Here is a 19,962-nt window from a genome sequence, read left to right on the forward strand (position 1 = left end):
ATGTTCCTTTCATTAAATTTTCACCGCTTTCCTTTACAGTCAAAAGCTTTATCGTACTGTTTTTGGTATGCAAATGAAATAGCGGTAGGCGCCGTTTTACAAACAATCAACGTCTAGTTTATTGTACCATTTTATTGGGTACTTAGATATGTTTTTTCATTGAAATTTTATGTATTATCTTACAGTTTTTACTTGCCATTTTCGATGATGATATATGAGTTGAACTGCACCTACTTGATCTGTACGTAAGATTTTGATCTGAGCTTTTTTCAGCGTAGCGAGTGTCTCTTGATTGGGATGACCATATCGATTCTTCTTTCCAACAGAAATAAGAGCCAATTGCGGGTCAATTTGTCTAATAAAGTAGGGATTAGAACTCGTTTTACTTCCATGATGTCCGACTTTTAAGACATCTACTTTTAGGCGAGGGTATGCTTTTAAAAGTTTAAGCTCTCCTTCTTGTTCTAAATCTCCCGTAAATAAAAATTTTTTATTAAAAAAATCGCCATAAGTAACAATAGAATCGTCGTTATCCCCTTTATGCGTATAGCCCTTGGAAAGAATTTCTAAATGACCATTAAAAATAGGAAGCTTATCCCCGCTCTTCACAATATGAATTGGAAGCTGAGCTCTTTTAAGCTGGTGAACAAAAGTGGGTACTTTCAACTCTCCTGGACTTACCCAAACATCCCTTATTTTTATAGTTCGTGCCAACGTTAAAAAATCGCCAACGTGATCCGCATCAGTATGCGTTAAAATCAGGTGATCAAGTGTTGAAATCCCCTCAGCTTTTAAATAAGGAATAAGTGTGTTATCTGCATTTGTAGAGAAGTGTGCCTTTTTCCATTTTGGCTGAGGTAAGGTAAGACGTCCACCTGTATCAATAAGTACCGTTTCTTGATTCCACCGATCCTGCAATAAAATACTATCACCCTGGCCCACATCTATCATCGTGATAGTCGGCGCTACAGGATGTTTGACAAAAAATAAAATCAACAAGAGAGAAAAAGCACAAAAAAATCGTAATTTTTTCTTTCGCAGGGCATCGACTAAAAGTCCAGCTGTCAAGAATAAACCTAAAAGCCCAATGAGACTCGGTTTGCCAAAAACTGGTGTATAGGAGAACCACTGGTAAAGGTGACGCATCATTTTCTCTAGTAGTAAAAATAGTACGTTCAAATTTACTGACAGACCTGTCAGAGATAATAAAAAGGTGATCAATAATAGAGGAAGCATGATCTTATCAAAAATTAAGCCAAAACCAATTGTCAAAATAATTGAGAGAGGTTGAAAACTAAAAAAATCAAAGATCAGTAGGGGGAAGGCAATTAGATTTAATGCAAACGTTTTAAATAAAGCTTCACGTATGTTACTTTTTGTAAATGAAAATTGCTGGAGCATACTTATAGTAAAAGCATACAAAAGTGTTAGTTGCCCGCCTTTATCTAACAGAAATCCTGGGTAAACTAAAAGTAAGCCCAGTGTGGTAATTGCCATATTGTCCAAACCTTTAGCAGGGATATTTTTTTGAAAGAGCGCACGAAGTACTGAGAGTGAAAAACCTGTCAGAATAGCATAAAAGATAGAAAATAAGAATTTAAAGAAGGGAATAAATTCAAGCCTTATTCCAATTTTTAGCAAAATTTTACGCAATACTTCTACAAAAAAATTGACTTGCATACCGGAAAGGGCAAAGAGGTGGATAATTCCAAGGGCACTGTAAATCGTAGTCATCTGACTAAAGTCCTTCCCTAAATAACCAAAAAGAAGACCAGTCATATAGCTGGACATCGGGCGAGGAAAATGGGATTGTGCCCAGACAATCCCCTTACGTCTTAGGAGCCAAATGTTAAAATTATGCGTTAACTTTACAGCGTTAATTTGTCTGATTTTAATCTGTCTGTAGATGTTCTGATTGGAATAGTATTTTTGTTCATCAAACCCTTCAAAATTGCGTTGCGCTGCTGGTTTTTCGAGGTTTCCTGTGAAACTGATCCGACAATTTTGAGCTAAATTTTTAAAGAAAGTTTGTTCTTTTTTAGATTGAAGTGTGGCATAGACTTGGTAATTTCGATCGTGAACTCTCCCACGAAAGCTAAGCAAATCACCATTGACTTGAAGGGTATCTATACGAGGGGTTATTTGATGAAAAGCAACCTCAGGAAGGGCCATTTTTTGACTATGGTAAGCATTGAATAAATAAAAATAGATACCAAAGATTAAAAGAAGAGGAAAAAACACATAAAATTTCCGCCAAAGGGCGATTCCTAAACTGAGTAAAAAAATACAACCAATAATAATATTATTACTAAAAATACAGAAATATAAAAGGACAGTCAAATAGGCTAAAAAAATTAAGGGCACTTTAATCAATACAAATACTATCTTTCAATGTTTCTAAAGTCTTCACACCAAATCCTGATACATTGCCGAGATCTTCTAATTTCTGAAAATTACCATTTTTAGTACGGTAATCAATAATATCTTGAGCTTTCTTCTCACCAATCCCGCTTAAGGTCTCCAGACTTGCTAGGTCGGCAGTATTAATGTTGACTTTTGCTGCTGATGATGTGGTAAGCGGTTGATCCGTTGCATCTGAAGTATTTGTCACTCCTTCTGGACTATTCTCACCTTTTTTACTGACATACACCACTTCCTCATCTTTGAGTTTAGCTGCAAGATTAACTCTCCGTTGATCTGCATCTGCGGTAAATCCACCTGCCAACTGTATCAAGTCATCAACACGCTCGTCAGCTGCTATCCTATAAACTTTGGGGTATTTGACCGCACCTTTTAAATCCACAACGATCTGGCTAGTGCTTATCGGATTTTCACTTTTACTGACAGACTGGTCAGTATCACTTGAAGTAGGCTGATTTTCAAGCTGGGTGACAGCTACTGGCTGATCCGACGTTCTAGGCTGAGTAAGGACATAGCCACTCCCACCTGCTATTACTCCCACCAAGATTAATACCATCATTTTCCAATTTTCTTTGATTATTTCAACTATTTTTTCCATACTCTTCTATACGCAAATACTGTTATTTTGTAACAAAAAAAACACTTGGTTAACCAAGTGCCATAATCTATTTATTTTGCTAAAAATCGGTAAAGTAGCACGACAATAATGATAACTCCTGCAATCACTATTCTTAAATAAAGTTTTTTGACATCTCTTTTTTTACTGACCGCTCTGTCAGTAACTTTTTTACTCCGCTCACGCCCTGTGATATTCATCCAGAGTTGTATCATAATCTTTTCGTCACTGTAAGATAAGACATTTCGGGCATAAATTTTCTCACCCACCTTCGCAACCGCTATGGTGGCGAGCGCTTGGAGGGCGAGGGCTATCCAAGCTTCGGTCGTGGTAGAATATTGAATGGCAAAGCGGCTTGTCATCAATGTAGGGCTGATGAATGGAAGAAAACTGAGCACTTTAAGAATGAGATTCCCCGGTACAGCGGCTCCAGCAATCCCCCCAATATAACCAATCATGGATAAAAATGCAATCGGCTGGGTAGCTTGCTGAACTTGCGCCTGCTCATTAACAAGGGAAGCAACGATAGACGCCAAGAATAAATAACCTAAAATCCCGACAATTGCCATTAGAATGAGATAAACTCCAAAACCAAAGGTAATACCAGACAGCATTGCACTAATCGTTTTAACCTGATCCAAATCCTTCACAAAAGGATAAGCAAGCCCAAAACCAAAAATATAAATGCCAATCTGTGTGGCCGCAAGCATGATTACACCGAGTATTTTTCCATAGTATTGAACGTTGGTATTTGTTGCCGCTAAGAGCGTCTCCATAATCCTACTTGATTTCTCGTTTCCAATCTCTTGTCCAATAATGCCGACATACATCATTAAAAGAACGAATATTAAGATGGAGGCAATGGTTCCAATAGCAATATTAGCCCCTACACGTGCATCCCCTCCCTGAGTTTCACCAGTGGTTGTTTGTGTTTTCATGGTCAGCTGAGCAGGGCTTAGTAGCGCTTTGACATCAGCAGCTGTCAAGCCTAGGCGCTGGGCTGTTTTAGAAAGATTAACCTGACTGAGCGCTGTCTGAAAAGTTGTCTGATCAAATTTCATCCCTGATCGCGCATCCGTCACTAGTGTATATTTTCCCGCTTGCTCGATTAAAAAACCGTCAATTTTACCCGAATCAAGTTTGCTCTGTGCACTTGCTAGACTTGGTGTGTTACTCACTTCAGCATCTAAATCCTTATCTGCGCTCAGTACCTCGGTTAAAGCTGGATTATTAACCACAGCCATCTTTGGAACCTGGTTAATCCCATTGCTAACGACGAGTCCAATAATTAGATAAACAGTTGCTACTAAAAACGGAGAGATTACTAAGGCCCAAAAGCCCGCTCCTTTGATGCGATTCCGATATATATTTTTGGCAACAAGCCATGTTTGATGTGTCATCGCTACTCTCCTTTTTGTTGTTCTAGTGCATTATTTTCTGAGACTTCCATACGAAAAATTTCATCCAAAGATGGCGGAGCTTGCATAAAGGCTTGGACATAGCCTTGCTGCGTAACAAGCTTAAAAAGGACCCGTCCAACTTCTTCTTGTGCAAGTTTAATTGTACGTCCTGACCCCTGTTTTCTAACATTCAGCACTCCTGGCACAGCTAATAGTTCTTCGTCAGAAAGAGGGGACTCTAGATATACACGAGTTCGCCCATAGCTTTCACGGATTGCTCCTATTGTACCCTGCAGAATCGTTTTTCCTCCTTTGAGCATCAATAAATGATCAGATAACTGCTCCACATCACTCATATTATGGTTAGAAAAAATCACTGCGGCCCCATTGTCGCGACACCGTTTTATTTCATTTCGCAAAAGTTCAGTATTTACTGGATCTAGACCGGTAAAAGGCTCATCTAGAATTAAAAATTCGGGTTCATGAAGTAAAGTCGCAATGAACTGGATTTTTTGTGCATTACCTTTAGACAAGGTCTGGACCTTATCCGTAACCTTGCCGACCACTTCAAGGCGCTTCATCCACTCTTGAAGCTTTAAACGCGCATCAGAACGTTTCATCCCATGCAACTCTGCAAAAAATAGAATTTGATTTTCTACAGTCATTTTTTGATAAAGGCCGCGTTCTTCAGGAAGAAAGCCGATTTTTTGTTTAACTTGCTGAGTGATCGGTCCACCCTGCCAAGTAATTTGCCCCTGATCCGCCTTGATGAAATCAAGAATCATCCGAAAAGTTGTTGTTTTCCCCGCTCCATTTTGTCCGATAAGCCCCATTACTTCACCGGGTTGGACAACCATATTAAGATGATCTACAGCTGTTTTTTCACCAAAATGCTTGCTCACCTTGTCAATTATTAATGTCATAATTCCCCTTTTTCTGTTTTTTCTAATTATATCATTTTATTTTTAATAAAAAACACTTTTTTAGCACTATTACAACAAAAAAATCACATTTTATTGTGATTTTACGTGTGCTAGTCGAATCTGTGTTCGTAATCCAATAAAAGCAAAAGTCAGTAATATCAAACTCCCTATAAATGCCGCTCCTGCAGGACTAATTTGTCTGTTCTCCCATAATAAGCCCTGCCCTGATAACAAATAGAGTGTGGTATTACTTACGTCAGTAGCAAATACTACAAATAGAAGGCCAAAGAGGACCCTCAATTCCTTAATGCTACGAAATTGCACTCCCATTCGCCATAGTCTAAAACCAATAAAAGTGAGAATTAACGTGCTGTAAAGGTAAAGCATCTCAAAATTTTGAAACCAAAAAAATACATGTGTTTCAACGAGAAAACCTGCGGTCAATAAAAGACCTGCGAAGATGAGTGTGGGAATAAAAATGCACCAGATAATTTTGTTCATTTTTTTCTCCTTTCAAACTTATTTTATTCTAATACTATTTTAATACTTTGTCCTTTTTCTACAAAATAATACGCTTACTTTTATCTCAATAGCAACAAAAAAAGCTATGAGCTCCTCATAGCTTTTTTATTATTTAAACTCTCAGTTTATATTAGTGAATCAAGAAATCCACAACCCAATACCCGACATAGGCCCAACTCATCAGACCATGAAGGACAGCAGTGAAAAGTTGCCCACCACTTTCTGCATACTTCATCCCTGAAGCTAGAAGAAAGCCAGTAAAATAAAGTCCTGAGGAGACATCAATATTAATCTTGTTCTTTTGCATAACTCTCCCTCCTTTATTTCATCATAACAAAAAAGTTGGCCAAAACCAACTTCTTTCACTACTAACCAATAATCGTTACAATAATCAGTCCAATCACAATTAGGATTGCGAAAAATGAAGCATTAACGATAGAAAAATATTTGACAAAGCCGCGCGTTTCACCACGTGCATTCATTCGTATGACTTTATACGCAATCAAAGTAGCCATTGAGGAAACAATTGTACCAATCCCACCAATATCCGCTCCCAAGATAACAGGGACGGCATGAGGCGTAAAAGGAGAAATCAAAATAGGTGAAGCAATATTTGAAATGACTTGGCTTAAAATAGCTGTACCTAAAAAGGCTGCCTGTGGTCCTACTAACGTTTGACTAATAAAATCTGTCAGTGCATGAATGTTAGCGATATTTCCTACAATCAAAAAGAAGAAAACAAAAGTTAACAAAAGGTGATAGTCCACTCCTTTAAAAAGATGAGGACGGTAGAAAAGAACGATAACGGCTACGATAGCTCCCGCTAAGTAGAAGTTAATATAACCAAACACAGAAGCCGCCATAAGTAACATCAATACGACGAAAATAGATGTTTCTAGTTTATTAAACTTTGTCACATGAGTTTTAATGACTAAAGGTTCATTATCAATAAACTGACAAGCAATCATCAGAATCAATAGCCCCAATAGCCACAAAGCACCTGTACCTTTGAAAAATTCCAAATTAGTAAGTGCAGCACCATTATGATTTGCCGCAACTTTATAGAAAGAATACAAATACAGATTATGCGGATTGCCCTGCGGAAGTAAGCCCGAACCGATATGACAAGCTGGAACGATTAGGGCAGCACCTATATAGACTGATTTACGATTTTTTATCTCTCTTGTAATGGCGAGATAAAGTGGGAGGATTGTTAATATTGTTAAATCATTTGTAAAGAAAATGGCTAAGAAGAAAGTAAGTAAAGTTGTTGCACGAACCAATTGACGCGTGGTAGTACTTCTCTTGACTAAGGTCTGACCGAGAAACTGGAGTAAGCCTGTTTCTTTAAAACCACCAATGACTAGCATTAATCCAGCTACTGTGACAATCACGTGATAATTAAAGAATCGTGTCGTAAACCCACCAAAACTGATTGCAATAATTGCAATAATGAACGAAACAAGAAAAACCTTGTCTACCAAAAACCAATTCATAATGGCTGACCAGATTTTTTTTGATTCGTTATGAGTAGCTGAATGTTCCACTACTTCTCCTAACTAGCATGTATAAAATTTTTGCACCTTTTAAATTATAACATCAAAAAATAGGACTGACAAGCTTTTTTTCAGCATTTCATTACTTTCTTCGAATTCTGACATTTTCATTTATTTGTTACTGACAGAGCTGTCAGCCTATTTTATTGAATCCCTCTTTTTTGACTCACTCAATCGTGGCTCTTTTAGCTTTTAAACTAGGAACTGCATAAAGCAACCTTTTTTGTTGTTTATTTTCTCACTTATTTTTGCACTTTTTAAGTTCACTTTCTGACCTCAATTATTTTCTTGTCATAAGTTAGCTTATTGAGGGGGTTAGGCTCCTTTTTGCGTCCAAAATGCTTCTTCTTTCTTCCTACCTATTCTTTAGTGCCTGTATTAAATAAATGTTATAATAGAAAGAATAATCGTACTTTTTCTTAATTAATAAATTATTATGGAGGAGAAATGAAAGTTAAATTACATCAAATTGCCTACGAATTTGGTAAATCCACGCTGTTAGTTTTATCAAATACAGTCATTATGGTTCCTTTTCTATTGTTTTTAGGATTAAGTGATGGACGTACGGAAACCTCAGTCCTCCCATTTGCCCTTTATTACGCCTGTCGAATTCTTGGCGTTTTCTTAATCCGAGCAATAAAAAATACCATTTCTAGCCTAGAACTTCTAGTCGCTGCGCTTAGCGTCGGGCTACTAGGCTCAATATTAGCCCTATTTGGTCCCCTTCTACCCATTCTCTACCTCTTTTCTGGGATCTTAATTGGCCTAAGTGCTTCTTGGCTTCCCTCTGCCAATGTGACACTCAATCATTTTCAGCCGAATAAAGAAAAGAAAGTTTACTATCCTGTCGTTCTAGTCGGTTTACTTGCCCTTTTCTGGGGGCTATCCCTTTCTGGAAATGCGGGCGTTTGGTTAAGTTTTGGGGTTTATACTGTTTTTTATATCATTGCGCTCTTATATGCAAGAGAGGCCACATTGAGGCAAATCTTGATTAACCGCACAATGCCTAAAGAGTCTTCTGTTCTCTTCTCCAAACGAGAATTTTGGATTTTTACAGGCTTATGTCTCTTATTGATTGTATTGCGTTCGGGACGTCTTTTAGATTCAGCGCTCTCTATTAATATTGCCCTCATTGGTTTTTGTATCTTTTTCCTCTTATTAATTTATAAAACTGGGAAAGAATATCGAAACTATCAAGTACCACTTCCTCTTAATATTTTAACTTTCTTAAATGGTGCCGTAGGAAATTTCCTCTTTCTCTTTGGCTCATTATATGTTGTGAATATTTTTGGTAAGGGATCAGAAACCTTACTTTTATATGTTCCCTATGCCCTAGGAATGGTCATTGCCTTAGGTAGCTTTGGAAAATTATCAAAAATGGTCTCGAAGAATTTTGAACACTATATTCTTATCGGCCTCTTTATCGGTTTTATCGCAATGCTTTTTCCTGCAGCACTTAGTGTCGGTTTTTTTCTTCTTAGCTACACACATTTTTTACTGAACCGATGGCTAAATAATCAATATTTCTTAGAAAATCATATACCTGAAGATCAGCGTATTCTTTTAAAAAACACCACCCAAAAGAAAGGATCTTTAATCCATCAGTTTTTCTTAGTTATTCTTATGTTTATAATTACAGAAAAGCAGACAACCTCACAGTCTCTCTTTTTACAACTCATGAATCCTCAGTCAGCGCATCTTAGCGCTTCAACAATCTTCCATCTGATGTCAGAGATTTCAATCATCGGATTTCTAATTCTTATTGTCAGTTATTTCTATCTCAAATACCGAAAGCATCATTAAAAAAAAGGAGCATATGCTCCTTTTTTTAGTGATGCTTTTCTTATCCTATAGAACCTTCCATCGAATAAGAAATTAAACGATTTAGCTCGACTGCATACTCCATCGGAAGTTCTTTTGTGAAGGGCTCAATAAAGCCCATGACGATCATATCAGTTGCTTCTTTTTCTGTTAAACCACGACTCATCAAATAATAAAGTTGTTCTTCAGAAATTTTTGAAACTTTTGCTTCATGTTCTAAGGCAACTTGAGAGTTATGAATTTCATTAAAAGGTACCGTATCTGATTTGGATAAGTCATCCATTAAGATGGTATCACATTCAATATGCGATGCTGATTTTTTGGAATTTTTGTTAAAAGTAACTTGTCCTCGATAGTTGACAGCTCCCCCATTTTTGGCAATGGATTTAGAGATGATAGAACTCGAGGTATTGGGTGCGTTATGAATCATTTTAGCACCTGTATCTTGATTCTGATTAGCCCCAGCAAAGGCAATCGAGAGCATTGTGCCACGAGCTCCAGGCCCATTTAAGTGAACCGCAGGATATTTCATTGATACCTTAGAGCCTAAATTACCATCTACCCACTCAACTGTCGCATTTGCTGCTGCACTGGCGCGTTTCGTTACAAGGTTATAAACATTATCCGACCAATTTTGAATCGTAGAATAACGCATATAGCCTCCTTCTTCAACAAAGATTTCGACTACTGCTGCATGCAAGCTTGAAGCACTATAAGTCGGAGCTGTACAACCTTCTACATATTGAATTGATGCTCCTTCTTCAACAATAATCAAAGTCCGTTCAAACTGTCCAGATTTTTCATTGTTGATCCGGAAGTAAGCTTGAATAGGGATTTCACATTTTACACCTTTTGGGACATAAACAAATGAGCCACCTGACCAAACCGCAGAATTCAAAGCTGCCAACTTATTATCTGTTGGTGGTACTAATTTACTGAAATATTTTTTGAACAGTTCTGGATACTCACGTAAAGCCGTATCTGTATCCGTAAACACAATACCCAGCTTTTCAAATTCTTCTTTCATGTTGTGGTAAACAACTTCTGATTCATATTGAGCTGAAGCACCAGCCAAATAGGAACGTTCAGCTTCAGGAATCCCGATTTTTTCAAAGGTATTCTTAATCTCATCAGGGACATCATCCCAATCGCGTGCTGCTTTTGCAGAGGGTTTTTGGTAATAGACAATATCATTAAAATCTATTTCTGAAAGATCTGGTCCCCACTTTGGCATATCTAATTTTTTAAATGCTTCAAAAGATTTCAGACGAAATTCTAACATCCATTCCGGCTCTTTTTTTGTTGCTGAGATTTCTCGGATGACCTCCTCAGTTAAGCCCAATCCTGTAGTGAACTCAAGTTCCGCATCATCGTGGAAACCGTATTTATATTCCTCGAGGTCTTTGACGACTTCTTGTGTACTATTTTCTGTCATTTTTTCCTCTTTAAAACTCTTATTTTTATCTCAACCTAAACCCATCAGAGAGCTGACAGGTTGGTCAGTACATTTTATTGACCATGCACTAAGTTATTTTCTGCGTATCCTTCATCCAATGCTTTTTTCAGCGCATTCCAGGCTAAGGTTGAACATTTTACCCGCGCAGGGAACTTACTGACCCCTGCTAAAAACTGGGCATCTCCCAAAGCTTCTTGACGTTCGTCTTCTTCTCCGGTCACCATCGCTGAAAAGAGTTTGGCTAACTCTAGAGCTTGTGCTTTTGTCTTTCCTAATACGGCGACGGTCATCATTGAAGCAGAGGCAGTGGAGATGGTACAACCGTGACCACTAAACGCAATATTTGAAATCTTATCTCCATCCAACTCAACAGTCAGACGAATGACATCCCCACAAGTGGGATTATTCAAATCTACCATGCAACCAGTCTGCAGCTCTCCAGCATGTCGCGGATTTGAGGAATGGTCAAGGATCACTGCACGATATAAATTATCTAATTTAGATAAAGCCATTCTTTTACACTTTCTTATCAATTTAATTGAAACTAGAGCAATTGCTCCAATTTAAGAGGGGTCATTTCCAAAGCTTGACGTGCAAAGGGATATTTTTGGTGAACAATTTCAAACGTACTGCCTTGGCCAATGAGTTTTGCTTTAACAGTCAGACGAAAGCCAATGCCTTGATAACCATTACGCCCCTCAACTTCCCGTACCCCAAGCATTAGGAACAATTTGTCATTTTTTGCGATATCAGCTTCTAAATGATGCATTCCTGCTGCTGGTGCCAAAAGTTTCTCATCTTCGGACAAAGTTAAGTAAGAAATCCACGTCCCCGTTGCATGAGGTTCTGCTTCAGCTCCCCATGAAATCAAACTTACGGCTCCTTCATATTTGAGCGTTTCCAAAAATTTATCAGTTAAGATTGTCACGTTTTCTCTTTTCGTTCTCTTTTTCTTCTTTTCTTGCTCTTTTAATGCTTGTTCAAGCTGGAGATCTCCTATAGAAGAAAAATCCAATAGTCCTTGAAATATTTGACCAATCGTTCCACTATCCTTGATTGTTTTAGACATTAAAAAATTCTTTTGTTACCCAAAGTGCTTTGATCAACTTATCGCAATCCGCCTTGGTATTATAGAGATAAAAACTTGCACGTGCTGTCGCAGCAACCTTCAAGTCGTGAAGTAAAGGTTGAGCACAGTGGTGGCCTGCTCTCACCGCAATCCCTTCCATATCAAGTGCTGTTGCTAAATCATGGGGGTGAAGGCCTTGCAAATTAAAAGCAATAACTCCTGCTCTCTGACGGGGCTCAGCAGGACCGTAAAGTGTTAATCCTGGAATCTCCTTGAGTTTGGGCAAGAGGTATTCTACCAGCTCACGTTCATGCTGTTGGATGTTTTCTATACCGATACTGTTGATATAATCAATTGCTGCACCCAAACCAATTGCACCTGCGATATTTGGTGTGCCGGCTTCGAATTTCCAAGGTAATTCAGTCCAAGTAGAATGGCTTTCATAAACAAAGTCAATCATCTCTCCTCCGAATTCTACGGGTTCAAAGCGTTGCAGTAACTCTTCCTTTCCGTAGAGAACGCCAATTCCTGTCGGTCCCATCATCTTATGACCAGAAAAGGCAAAAAAGTCTACATCCAACTCTTGAACATCTACTGCCATGTGAGGAACAGATTGTGCCCCATCTACTACAACATAAGCACCATGAGCATGTGCAAGGTCCGCAATTTCTTTTATAGGATTAATACAACCCAGCACATTAGAGACATGAGCAACAGATACAAATTTCGTTTTTGTAGAAATTTTTTCATTCAAGTCAGTCCAATCAAGTCCTCCATCCTTAAGATAGACGAACTTTAACGTTGCGCCTGTACGCTGTGCAATTTCTTGCCAAGGTACAATGTTGGAATGGTGTTCCATAATTGTAATGATGACTTCGTCAGCCGGTGTAAGTATTTGTCCAGCAAACTGAGCGACCCAATTGAGAGAGGTGGTGGTACCGCGCGTAAATAAGATTTCTTTAGTGGACTGCGCATTGATAAAAGCACGAACTTTTTCACGAGCAGCTTCATAGTCTGCAGTAGCTCGTTCAGCTAAGGTATGTACCCCCCGATGGACATTAGCATTATCTTGCTGATAAAAATCATTGATTGCTGATAGAACGGTCAGAGGTTTTTGAGTTGTAGCAGCATTATCCAGATAGACTAAAGGCTCATCATTGACCTTTTGATTTAATATTGGAAAATCTTCTCTCAGTTTTTCAATCTCAAGCATCACATGCCCAGCTTTCTTTCAATAGTCGCGATAAACTCATCTCTCACTGATTTGACGGGAATTTCACTGACCACTGATCCCAGAAAGCCACGAATAACCAAGCGTTTTGCTGTTTCTTCATCAATTCCCCGAGATTGTAGGTAGAACAAATCTTCTTCATCAACCTGACCCACAGAAGCTGCGTGTCCTGCCGTCACATCGTTCTCATCAATGAGTAGGATAGGATTGGCATCGCCACGCCCTTTATCTGAGAGCATCAAGACATGAGAAGATTGTTGAGCATCCGCATTTTTGGCTCCTTTTATAATATGCCCAATAGCATTAAAAGTGAGCGTCCCCTTATCAAGGATAACACCATTTTGCATAATATGACCCATGGAATTTTTCCCAAAGTTAGTGACACGTGTATCAATTCCTTGGGTTTGATGTCCTGTTGAAATTCCTACGACTTTAATTTGGGAATGTGAACCATTTCCTTTGAGGTCACTGTCAAAATCAGCTACAACATTGCCATCATTCATCACTCCAACAGACCAATCTATTGTAGCATTTTCACCAATTAATCCTCGGCGGATAACTGATGCTGTGACGTTTTCACCGAGTCGATCGATAGCTGAAAATTTAACTTGAGCACCTGCTTCAGCAATCACCTCGACCACTAAATTTGCCGTCGCTTTTGCCGTTTGAGCTCCCGTTGTCTCTAAGCGCTCTAAGTATTCCACCTTAGCATTTTTACCAACGATAAGTAAAATACGCTTATTGAAAGGAACCTCTGAGCTACCTTCTTGCATCAAAAGGCTCTCAACTGGTTCATCAACCTCCACACCATCTGGAACGTAGAGCACTAAACCAGAATTAAAAGTCGCTGTACTAGCTGCCGTTAGGCTACTCTCTGTAAAAGGAACTACACGTCCTAATTGATTCTTGACTACCTCGGGAAGCTCTACCAAAGCATTCGCAAAATCAGTGAAAATCACTCCTTTATCCGCTAAGGTGGGTGTAATCTGCTCTACAACCGTTTGAGAGCCTACTTGAACCAAAAACGGATGAGAAGGAAGTTCAGTAAAGTCAGGAACATTTCCTACTTCTTCCATTTCAGATATTTTTAGGTGATCCAGTCCCCAGCGATTAATTTTAACGCGTTCAATATTAGGTAATTCCAATTGTGCAGCTTGTTGAGCAGCTTCCTGACGTAATTCAGATAACCATTCAGGTTCAGCATGCATTTGTGAAAAGTTTAAGATTTCTTGATTCATTCTGTTCTTGGTAAGTATTTTACAAAAGCACTGACCAGCCTGTCAGGAGGAGGGTGAAACGTAGCTTACAGTTTTTTTCCTTCCTCACTTTTACTGACAGAGCTGTCAGGAGATAAAACCTCTTACCTTCTCCTTTCCTTAAACTTCTTCGACATATTCAATGCCAAGTTCGGCAGCAATATTGACATAACCTTCAGTTTCAAGACGTTTTGCAAGTTCTGCTCCACCTGTTTTAACAACGCGTCCATCCATCATAATATGTACCACATCAGGCGTAATATAATCAAGTAATCGTTGATAGTGGGTGATAATGAGTGCACCAAATTTATCGCCACGCATTGAATTAACACCTTTTGCTACTACTTTAAGGGCATCAATATCAAGTCCTGAATCAATTTCGTCTAAAATAGCAAAAGTAGGTTCGAGCATCAAAAGCTGAAGAATTTCATTACGTTTCTTTTCACCACCTGAAAAACCTTCATTAAGGTAGCGTTCTGCCATTTCCTCTTTCATGCTCAAAAGTTCCATGTTTTGGTCTAATTTTTTGATAAACTCCATGACAGAAATCTTATCTGCTTCACCACGCTTAGCATTGATGGCTGCGCGCAAAAATTCTGCATTAGTAATACCTGGAATTTCTGATGGATACTGCATAGCTAAGAAAAGTCCCAGTCGAGCACGTTCATCAACGTCTAACTCTAGAACATTTTTCCCATCAAAAAGTACTTCTCCCTTAGTCACTGTATAGTTTGGATTTCCCATAATAGCCGCAGATAAAGTAGATTTCCCTGTACCATTTGGTCCCATAATTGCATGGATTTCTCCCGTATTTATAGTCATATCCACGCCTTTAAGAATCTCTTTATCCTCAATTGCTACGTGCAGATTTTTAATTTCAAGTGTAGCCATTTTTCACTCCTTTGAATTGTCAATTATTTTTGACATTTATAATGTCTATTTTAACAAATTTTTGACAAGATGTGTATTTCTTGAGGATATTTCTTTTCAAGAAAAAACCACTATCCAAAGGATTGTGGTTCATCAATTTTTTATTTTTTATCTCGCCGTCTTAACCTTGTTACAGGGAACTCCTGCGTGGGCTCATCTATCTCTTCTCTACTTTCTTGGCTATCAACGTCATCTTTTGCTTTTTGTCCATGGATTACTGTTTCTCGATAACTGGAATTTCCTACAAACTTCAAAGCTTTTAAAACAGGTTGTCGATTTTCGCCAAGTATCCCTACTAGTTCAATAAAAATCTCTAAACCGAAGATACAAGCAACAATGAGAAGAATCCCCCCGATACGGCTTGAAAATTGTAAAAGAAGAGAAATAAAAGCAAAGATAAAGGCAATCCCATAAATGACTAATACTGCCCCGCGATGCGTAAATCCTAGAGCCATCAAGCGGTGATGAAGATGCCGCTTATCAGCAGTAGCAATAGATTGACGATTCAATTTTCGCCTAATCATAGCAACCACTGTGTCTGTTATGGGAACTCCTAAAATAAGAAGAGGTGTTAATACAGCCACGGCAGTTGCATTTTTTAGTCCTTGCAAAGAAGTCACAGCTATTATAAATCCGAGAAACAGAGCTCCCGTATCTCCTAAGTAAATAATAGCCGGATGGTAGTTATAAGGGAAAAACCCCATGATAGCTGCCACTACGATAAAAATCGTAATCGGTAAAAAGACGTTCGGACTAGGCAAAAAGAAGTAAGAAACCACACCCATTGTTGTTAAGGATATGATAGAGACCCCACTAGCTAAACCATCTAAGCCATCAATTAAATTAATCGCATTGGTTATTGCCAAAATCCAAAAAACAGTAAATATAAAAGATAACCAGGCTGGGAAAATAAGAAGAGGTCCCCCAAATGGAATCTTCAAATTATCAAAACGTGCATTGGTAAAGAACCAAATAAAGCTTGCCGCAACAATCAGCCCCAAGAGTTTCATTTTTGGAGAAATCTCTTTTATATCATCAATTAGACCTGTACATACGACAATAGCGCCTCCTGCCACAAAAGGCCAAATATAATCAAAATAGCTTTGAACTTGTGGAGGATGAGGTCCTGTGCCCGGACCGCCCCCAGCAGGAGGTTGACCCGCATGTAATAATGGTTGGTTATGCACAATATGGGGCAAAATCAATAATGTAGCAATGGCAAATGCTATAAAAATCACTACTCCACCTGCGGAAGGCATTGGCTTCTTATTGACCCGCCGTTCATTAGGCTTATCCACTGCTCCGATAATTTTTGACACAAATGTCATGACTGGCGTCAAAATAACCGAGATCCCAAAAGTCATAATGGCTACAACTAAAAATTTGAGTGCAAACGGAATTTCTTTTAATGTATCAACCATATTCAAATTTTTCTAAGAACGTCTAAAGCGCGCGTTGCAATCAAACACTCCCCATACTCCTGCAAAAATTCTCGGCTTATTTTTGAAGCTTCACCGTATTCCATCATTCGAGCACGCGTACTTTCTACATGCATCTTCCCTTTGGCTTTTTGATTATCTAAAACTACTAAATAAAAATCACCCTCATAGCGATAAAACTCAGATTCTTCATCAGCAAACTTAACGTTCTTAACACCCGCGAGCGCTGACATCATGTCGTCATACCGAACAGAATAATAGATAAAATCAGGTTCTTGGTCTGTTTCTTCCTTTTGCGAACCTGGAAGTTCCAAGCCTGGTTTGAAATCTGTAATTCCACGCTCACGCGCCATATCTGCACCTATTTCATTAAGTTTATTATAAAAACCTGTCATGAGTTCTTCAAATTCTTCTGGGTCATCAGGGATTTCACCTCCCTCATTCAACAACGCTTCTTCGTGTACAATCATATGTACCCCTTGTGGGAAAGGTTGAATTTGGAAAGTCAACATCCCTACATTACCAAAACGGTTTTCCAACCCCAGTTCATCTACTAATTCATAGAAGAACTGTTCAATGACTTCTTGGTTACCAAAAAAGTCTGATAATTTAATATCATAATCTGTTAAGTCATCGAAAGAGAGGGTAATTTTTATCGTGTTTTCATTGATATCTTCAAATTTCATCTTCTTCTCTTTTCTATATTATTCTAGCACATTTCAATTTCTTATTTAATATTATACCACACCAATAAAAAAAAGCAGCATGACTACTGCTTTTTTTAAGCTCACCAAACCATCCCAGACTTAAGCATTCAAGCTTAAAGTACTTTAGCGAGAAACTCTTGCGTTCTTTTTTCTTTTGGATGGTCAAAAAGTTCTTCGGGAGTTCCTTCCTCTACGATATTTCCATCTGCCATAAATAAGACACGATCTGCAACATTTTTTGCAAAACCCATCTCATGTGTCACCACCACCATTGTCATTCCTTCCTGTGCTAATTCTTGCATTACTGCAAGTACTTCTCCCACCATTTCTGGATCCAAAGCAGAGGTTGGCTCATCAAAAAGCATCACATCAGGATTCATAGCCAATGCTCGCGCAATGGCCACCCTTTGTTGCTGTCCGCCTGATAAAGCTTGTGGATAAGCTTCTGATTTTTCAGAGAGACCCACTCGGTTTAAAAGTTGGTCAGCTACCTTACTTGCTTGTATTTTAGATAATTTTTCAGTTTTTATGGGCGCTAACATCAAGTTATCTTTGACAGTCATATGAGGGAAGAGATTAAACTGCTGAAAAACCATCCCCATTTTTTCACGGTGTTTAAAAACATCTACAGATTTATCAGCAAGATTTGTTCCTTCAAAATAAACCTGTCCTCGAGTCGGTTTTTCAAGTAGATTCATCGTTCGTAAAAATGTTGATTTGCCAGATCCAGAAGGACCAATCATGACAACCACTTCACCTTTTTTTATTTGTATGTCCAGCCCTTTTAAAACTTCATTACTTCCAAAATTTTTATACAATTTTTTTACTTCTATTAAATAATTACTCATTATTTTGCATATCCTTTCCTAAGGCGTTTTTCCAATCTTGCCAACAAGCGACTCACCACAAAAGTTACTACAAAATAATAGAGGGCTACAACCAAGAGAGGAGAAATGGTCTGGTAAGTTAAGCTCACTACTGTTTGAGCACCACTAAATACTTCCATGACACCGATCGTGTAAAGGAGTGAACTATCTTTGATAATCGTTACAAATTCATTTCCTACTGCAGGTAATATGTTTCGTATCGCCTGCGGTAAAATTACATTAACCATCGTTTTTCTAGGGCGTATCCCTAAAGAATAAGCTGCTTCTTGCTGACCGATGGGGACAGCTTCAATTCCTGCTCGAACAATCTCAGCCATATAAGCACCAGAATTGAGTGCAAGTACAATAATCCCTGGGACTAAACGCCCTAAATCTTGTTGTAAAATTCCTATATGAAAAGTAGGAAAATTCAAATTACCAGCAAGAGCAAAGCCAAGCATGATTTGAACAAGCATGGGCGTCCCCCTAAATATTTCAATATATGCTTTTGCAAGCCAACGCAATGGGGGGAAACTCGAAAGTTTTCCCAGAGCTACAATAATCCCTAAACACGTTCCTATCAGTACCACAAATGCGGATATAATAAGCGTTACTAACATTCCATCATTAAAATAGGAAAAGTACTTGGGTAAAAAATTAAAATTCATTTTTTCTCTTTTCTTTTATATTTATTAACAATAATAGCATAATTATAATATAAAAAGTATTTTAATACAAGAATAAATGAATAATAATAAAAAACCACCAAGTGGTGGTCATTTACTTTATATTTTATAAGTCCTAATAAAAAATTTTTCTTTTTTCTGGCTGAATGGAAAGAATTTCTCCTGCCTGAAGATGATAAATTTCACCATCTATCTGGACAGGTTGTTCCTCAGAAAGTTTTACCGTAAAATATTTTCTTACCTTATGCAAGAAAAGTGGATGTTGTAAATGCGTGCCTTTTAAAACACTTGGAATTAAAGAAAAAGTGCGCAATAGTCTGTGCTTATCATACTCTACAAGGTGAATTTCACTATTTTTATTGGAGGCCGTAGGTGAAATTTTTACACCTCCACCAAAATAGGGATGCTTAGTAAACGTCATTAGAAAAGCTTTATTTTTTTCAAGCACTTCCTCACCACTCGTGATTACTGTTCCAAAAGATTTTTTAGTGATTAAAACTTGCAGTGCAGTTGCAACATAAGATAAACTACCTAACTTCAAGCGGTTAAGAACATTCTTTAACTTTCCATCATTTGCCGCTTGGACAATTGTCGCATCGAGTCCAATGCCAATATTGTTTAATGAATAACCACTTAAATCTTTCGATTGATAGCGCATGACATAAATTTCGTGCGGCTGAGTACGCTGACGCGCTGCTTCAAAGGCTTCAATCGGGTCAAGACTCAAATTTAAACTACGTGCAAAATCATTGCCAGAACCAGAAGGGATATAAGAAAAAGACTCTGATGCTGGAAGTTCATTGATAACTAGCGAAAGCGTCCCATCGCCTCCAATAATAACCAGCCGGTCTTCTTTTGTCTTTTGCGTCAATATTTTATCCACTAATGCAGCTTCATTGGAAGTATGATTTTGAAATTTTTTAGTGGTATAAAGTTGATAATCAAATTCATGTTCTTCCAAATAAGGAAGAAGGATCTCTAATGTCCGTGCTCCTTTACCTGAACCAGAATTTGGATTTGCCAGGAGATAATATTTCATGTTATTATTTTACCAAAAATTACA

At 38.2% G+C, this 19,962-nt stretch carries 19 protein-coding genes; 1 reads left to right on the top strand and 18 read right to left on the bottom strand.

What is annotated here, in order from left to right; genetic code table 11:
• Positions 1-174: 174 nt before the first annotated feature.
• The 7 genes from JW886_RS08355 to JW886_RS08385 form a co-directional block, all read right to left on the bottom strand.
• Entirely contained in the window at positions 175-2,241 is a 2,067-nt protein-coding gene (locus tag JW886_RS08355) for a DNA internalization-related competence protein ComEC/Rec2 (protein ID WP_338092707.1), read from the bottom strand.
• Positions 2,242-2,365: 124 nt separating this feature from the next.
• Positions 2,366-3,019 (bottom strand): ComEA family DNA-binding protein, encoded by a 654-nt coding sequence (locus tag JW886_RS08360; protein WP_205871841.1) that lies wholly within the window; start codon positions 3,017-3,019, stop codon positions 2,366-2,368.
• A 71-nt stretch (positions 3,020-3,090) separates the two neighbouring features.
• Positions 3,091-4,437 carry an ABC transporter permease gene (locus JW886_RS08365; RefSeq protein WP_205871842.1) on the bottom strand — a complete coding sequence of 449 codons (1,347 nt, stop codon included), beginning with the start codon at positions 4,435-4,437 and terminating at the stop codon, positions 3,091-3,093.
• Between the two features lie 2 nt (positions 4,438-4,439).
• Entirely contained in the window at positions 4,440-5,360 is a 921-nt protein-coding gene (locus JW886_RS08370) for an ABC transporter ATP-binding protein (RefSeq protein WP_205871843.1), read from the bottom strand.
• Between the two features lie 90 nt (positions 5,361-5,450).
• Positions 5,451-5,861: a hypothetical protein gene (locus JW886_RS08375; protein WP_205871844.1), complete on the bottom strand. Its 411-nt coding sequence runs from the start codon at positions 5,859-5,861 to the stop codon at positions 5,451-5,453.
• 151 nt (positions 5,862-6,012) lie between these two features.
• The gene (locus JW886_RS08380; protein WP_155724404.1) at positions 6,013-6,189 is read right to left on the bottom strand and encodes a hypothetical protein; all 177 of its coding nucleotides are present in this window, start codon (positions 6,187-6,189) and stop codon (positions 6,013-6,015) included.
• A 61-nt stretch (positions 6,190-6,250) separates the two neighbouring features.
• Positions 6,251-7,429 carry an SLC13 family permease gene (locus JW886_RS08385; protein WP_082272355.1) on the bottom strand — a complete coding sequence of 393 codons (1,179 nt, stop codon included), beginning with the start codon at positions 7,427-7,429 and terminating at the stop codon, positions 6,251-6,253.
• A gap of 456 nt (positions 7,430-7,885) precedes the next feature.
• On the opposite strand from JW886_RS08385, the gene JW886_RS08390 reads away from it, so the two are divergent.
• Positions 7,886-9,241: a hypothetical protein gene (locus JW886_RS08390; protein ID WP_205272084.1), complete on the top strand. Its 1,356-nt coding sequence runs from the start codon at positions 7,886-7,888 to the stop codon at positions 9,239-9,241.
• A 40-nt stretch (positions 9,242-9,281) separates the two neighbouring features.
• On the opposite strand, the gene sufB is transcribed toward JW886_RS08390, so the two are convergent.
• From sufB to JW886_RS08445, 11 genes are all read right to left on the bottom strand, one after another.
• On the bottom strand, positions 9,282-10,694 hold the full coding sequence (sufB, locus tag JW886_RS08395; RefSeq protein ID WP_075525237.1) for a Fe-S cluster assembly protein SufB: 1,413 nt from the start codon (positions 10,692-10,694) through the stop codon (positions 9,282-9,284).
• A 74-nt stretch (positions 10,695-10,768) separates the two neighbouring features.
• Complete coding sequence (gene sufU / locus JW886_RS08400) at positions 10,769-11,227, bottom strand: Fe-S cluster assembly sulfur transfer protein SufU (RefSeq protein WP_075525238.1); 459 nt, start codon at positions 11,225-11,227, stop codon at positions 10,769-10,771.
• A gap of 32 nt (positions 11,228-11,259) precedes the next feature.
• Positions 11,260-11,637: a pyridoxamine 5'-phosphate oxidase family protein gene (locus JW886_RS08405; protein ID WP_205272703.1), complete on the bottom strand. Its 378-nt coding sequence runs from the start codon at positions 11,635-11,637 to the stop codon at positions 11,260-11,262.
• A gap of 139 nt (positions 11,638-11,776) precedes the next feature.
• Entirely contained in the window at positions 11,777-12,997 is a 1,221-nt protein-coding gene (locus JW886_RS08410) for a cysteine desulfurase (protein WP_205871845.1), read from the bottom strand.
• Positions 12,997-14,253: a Fe-S cluster assembly protein SufD gene (gene sufD, locus JW886_RS08415; protein WP_205871846.1), complete on the bottom strand. Its 1,257-nt coding sequence runs from the start codon at positions 14,251-14,253 to the stop codon at positions 12,997-12,999. Before sufD ends, JW886_RS08410 begins: the two co-directional genes overlap by 1 nt.
• Before the next feature lie 138 nt (positions 14,254-14,391).
• Positions 14,392-15,162, bottom strand: coding sequence for a Fe-S cluster assembly ATPase SufC (sufC, locus tag JW886_RS08420; RefSeq protein ID WP_205871847.1), 771 nt, complete (start codon positions 15,160-15,162; stop codon positions 14,392-14,394).
• 140 nt (positions 15,163-15,302) lie between these two features.
• Positions 15,303-16,622 carry an MraY family glycosyltransferase gene (locus JW886_RS08425; RefSeq protein WP_205871849.1) on the bottom strand — a complete coding sequence of 440 codons (1,320 nt, stop codon included), beginning with the start codon at positions 16,620-16,622 and terminating at the stop codon, positions 15,303-15,305.
• 2 nt (positions 16,623-16,624) lie between these two features.
• Complete coding sequence (locus JW886_RS08430; protein WP_075525243.1) at positions 16,625-17,326, bottom strand: adaptor protein MecA; 702 nt, start codon at positions 17,324-17,326, stop codon at positions 16,625-16,627.
• Between the two features lie 134 nt (positions 17,327-17,460).
• Positions 17,461-18,195 carry an amino acid ABC transporter ATP-binding protein gene (locus JW886_RS08435; protein WP_075525244.1) on the bottom strand — a complete coding sequence of 245 codons (735 nt, stop codon included), beginning with the start codon at positions 18,193-18,195 and terminating at the stop codon, positions 17,461-17,463.
• Positions 18,195-18,881, bottom strand: a complete 687-nt coding sequence (locus JW886_RS08440; protein WP_205871850.1) for an amino acid ABC transporter permease — start codon at positions 18,879-18,881, stop codon at positions 18,195-18,197. Before JW886_RS08440 ends, JW886_RS08435 begins: the two co-directional genes overlap by 1 nt.
• 133 nt (positions 18,882-19,014) lie before the next feature.
• Positions 19,015-19,938 carry a diacylglycerol/lipid kinase family protein gene (locus JW886_RS08445; protein WP_205272080.1) on the bottom strand — a complete coding sequence of 308 codons (924 nt, stop codon included), beginning with the start codon at positions 19,936-19,938 and terminating at the stop codon, positions 19,015-19,017.
• Positions 19,939-19,962 lie beyond the last annotated feature (24 nt).

It is taken from the genome of Lactococcus taiwanensis (assembly GCF_017068355.1).
Classification (GTDB): Bacteria; Bacillota; Bacilli; order Lactobacillales; family Streptococcaceae; genus Lactococcus; species Lactococcus taiwanensis.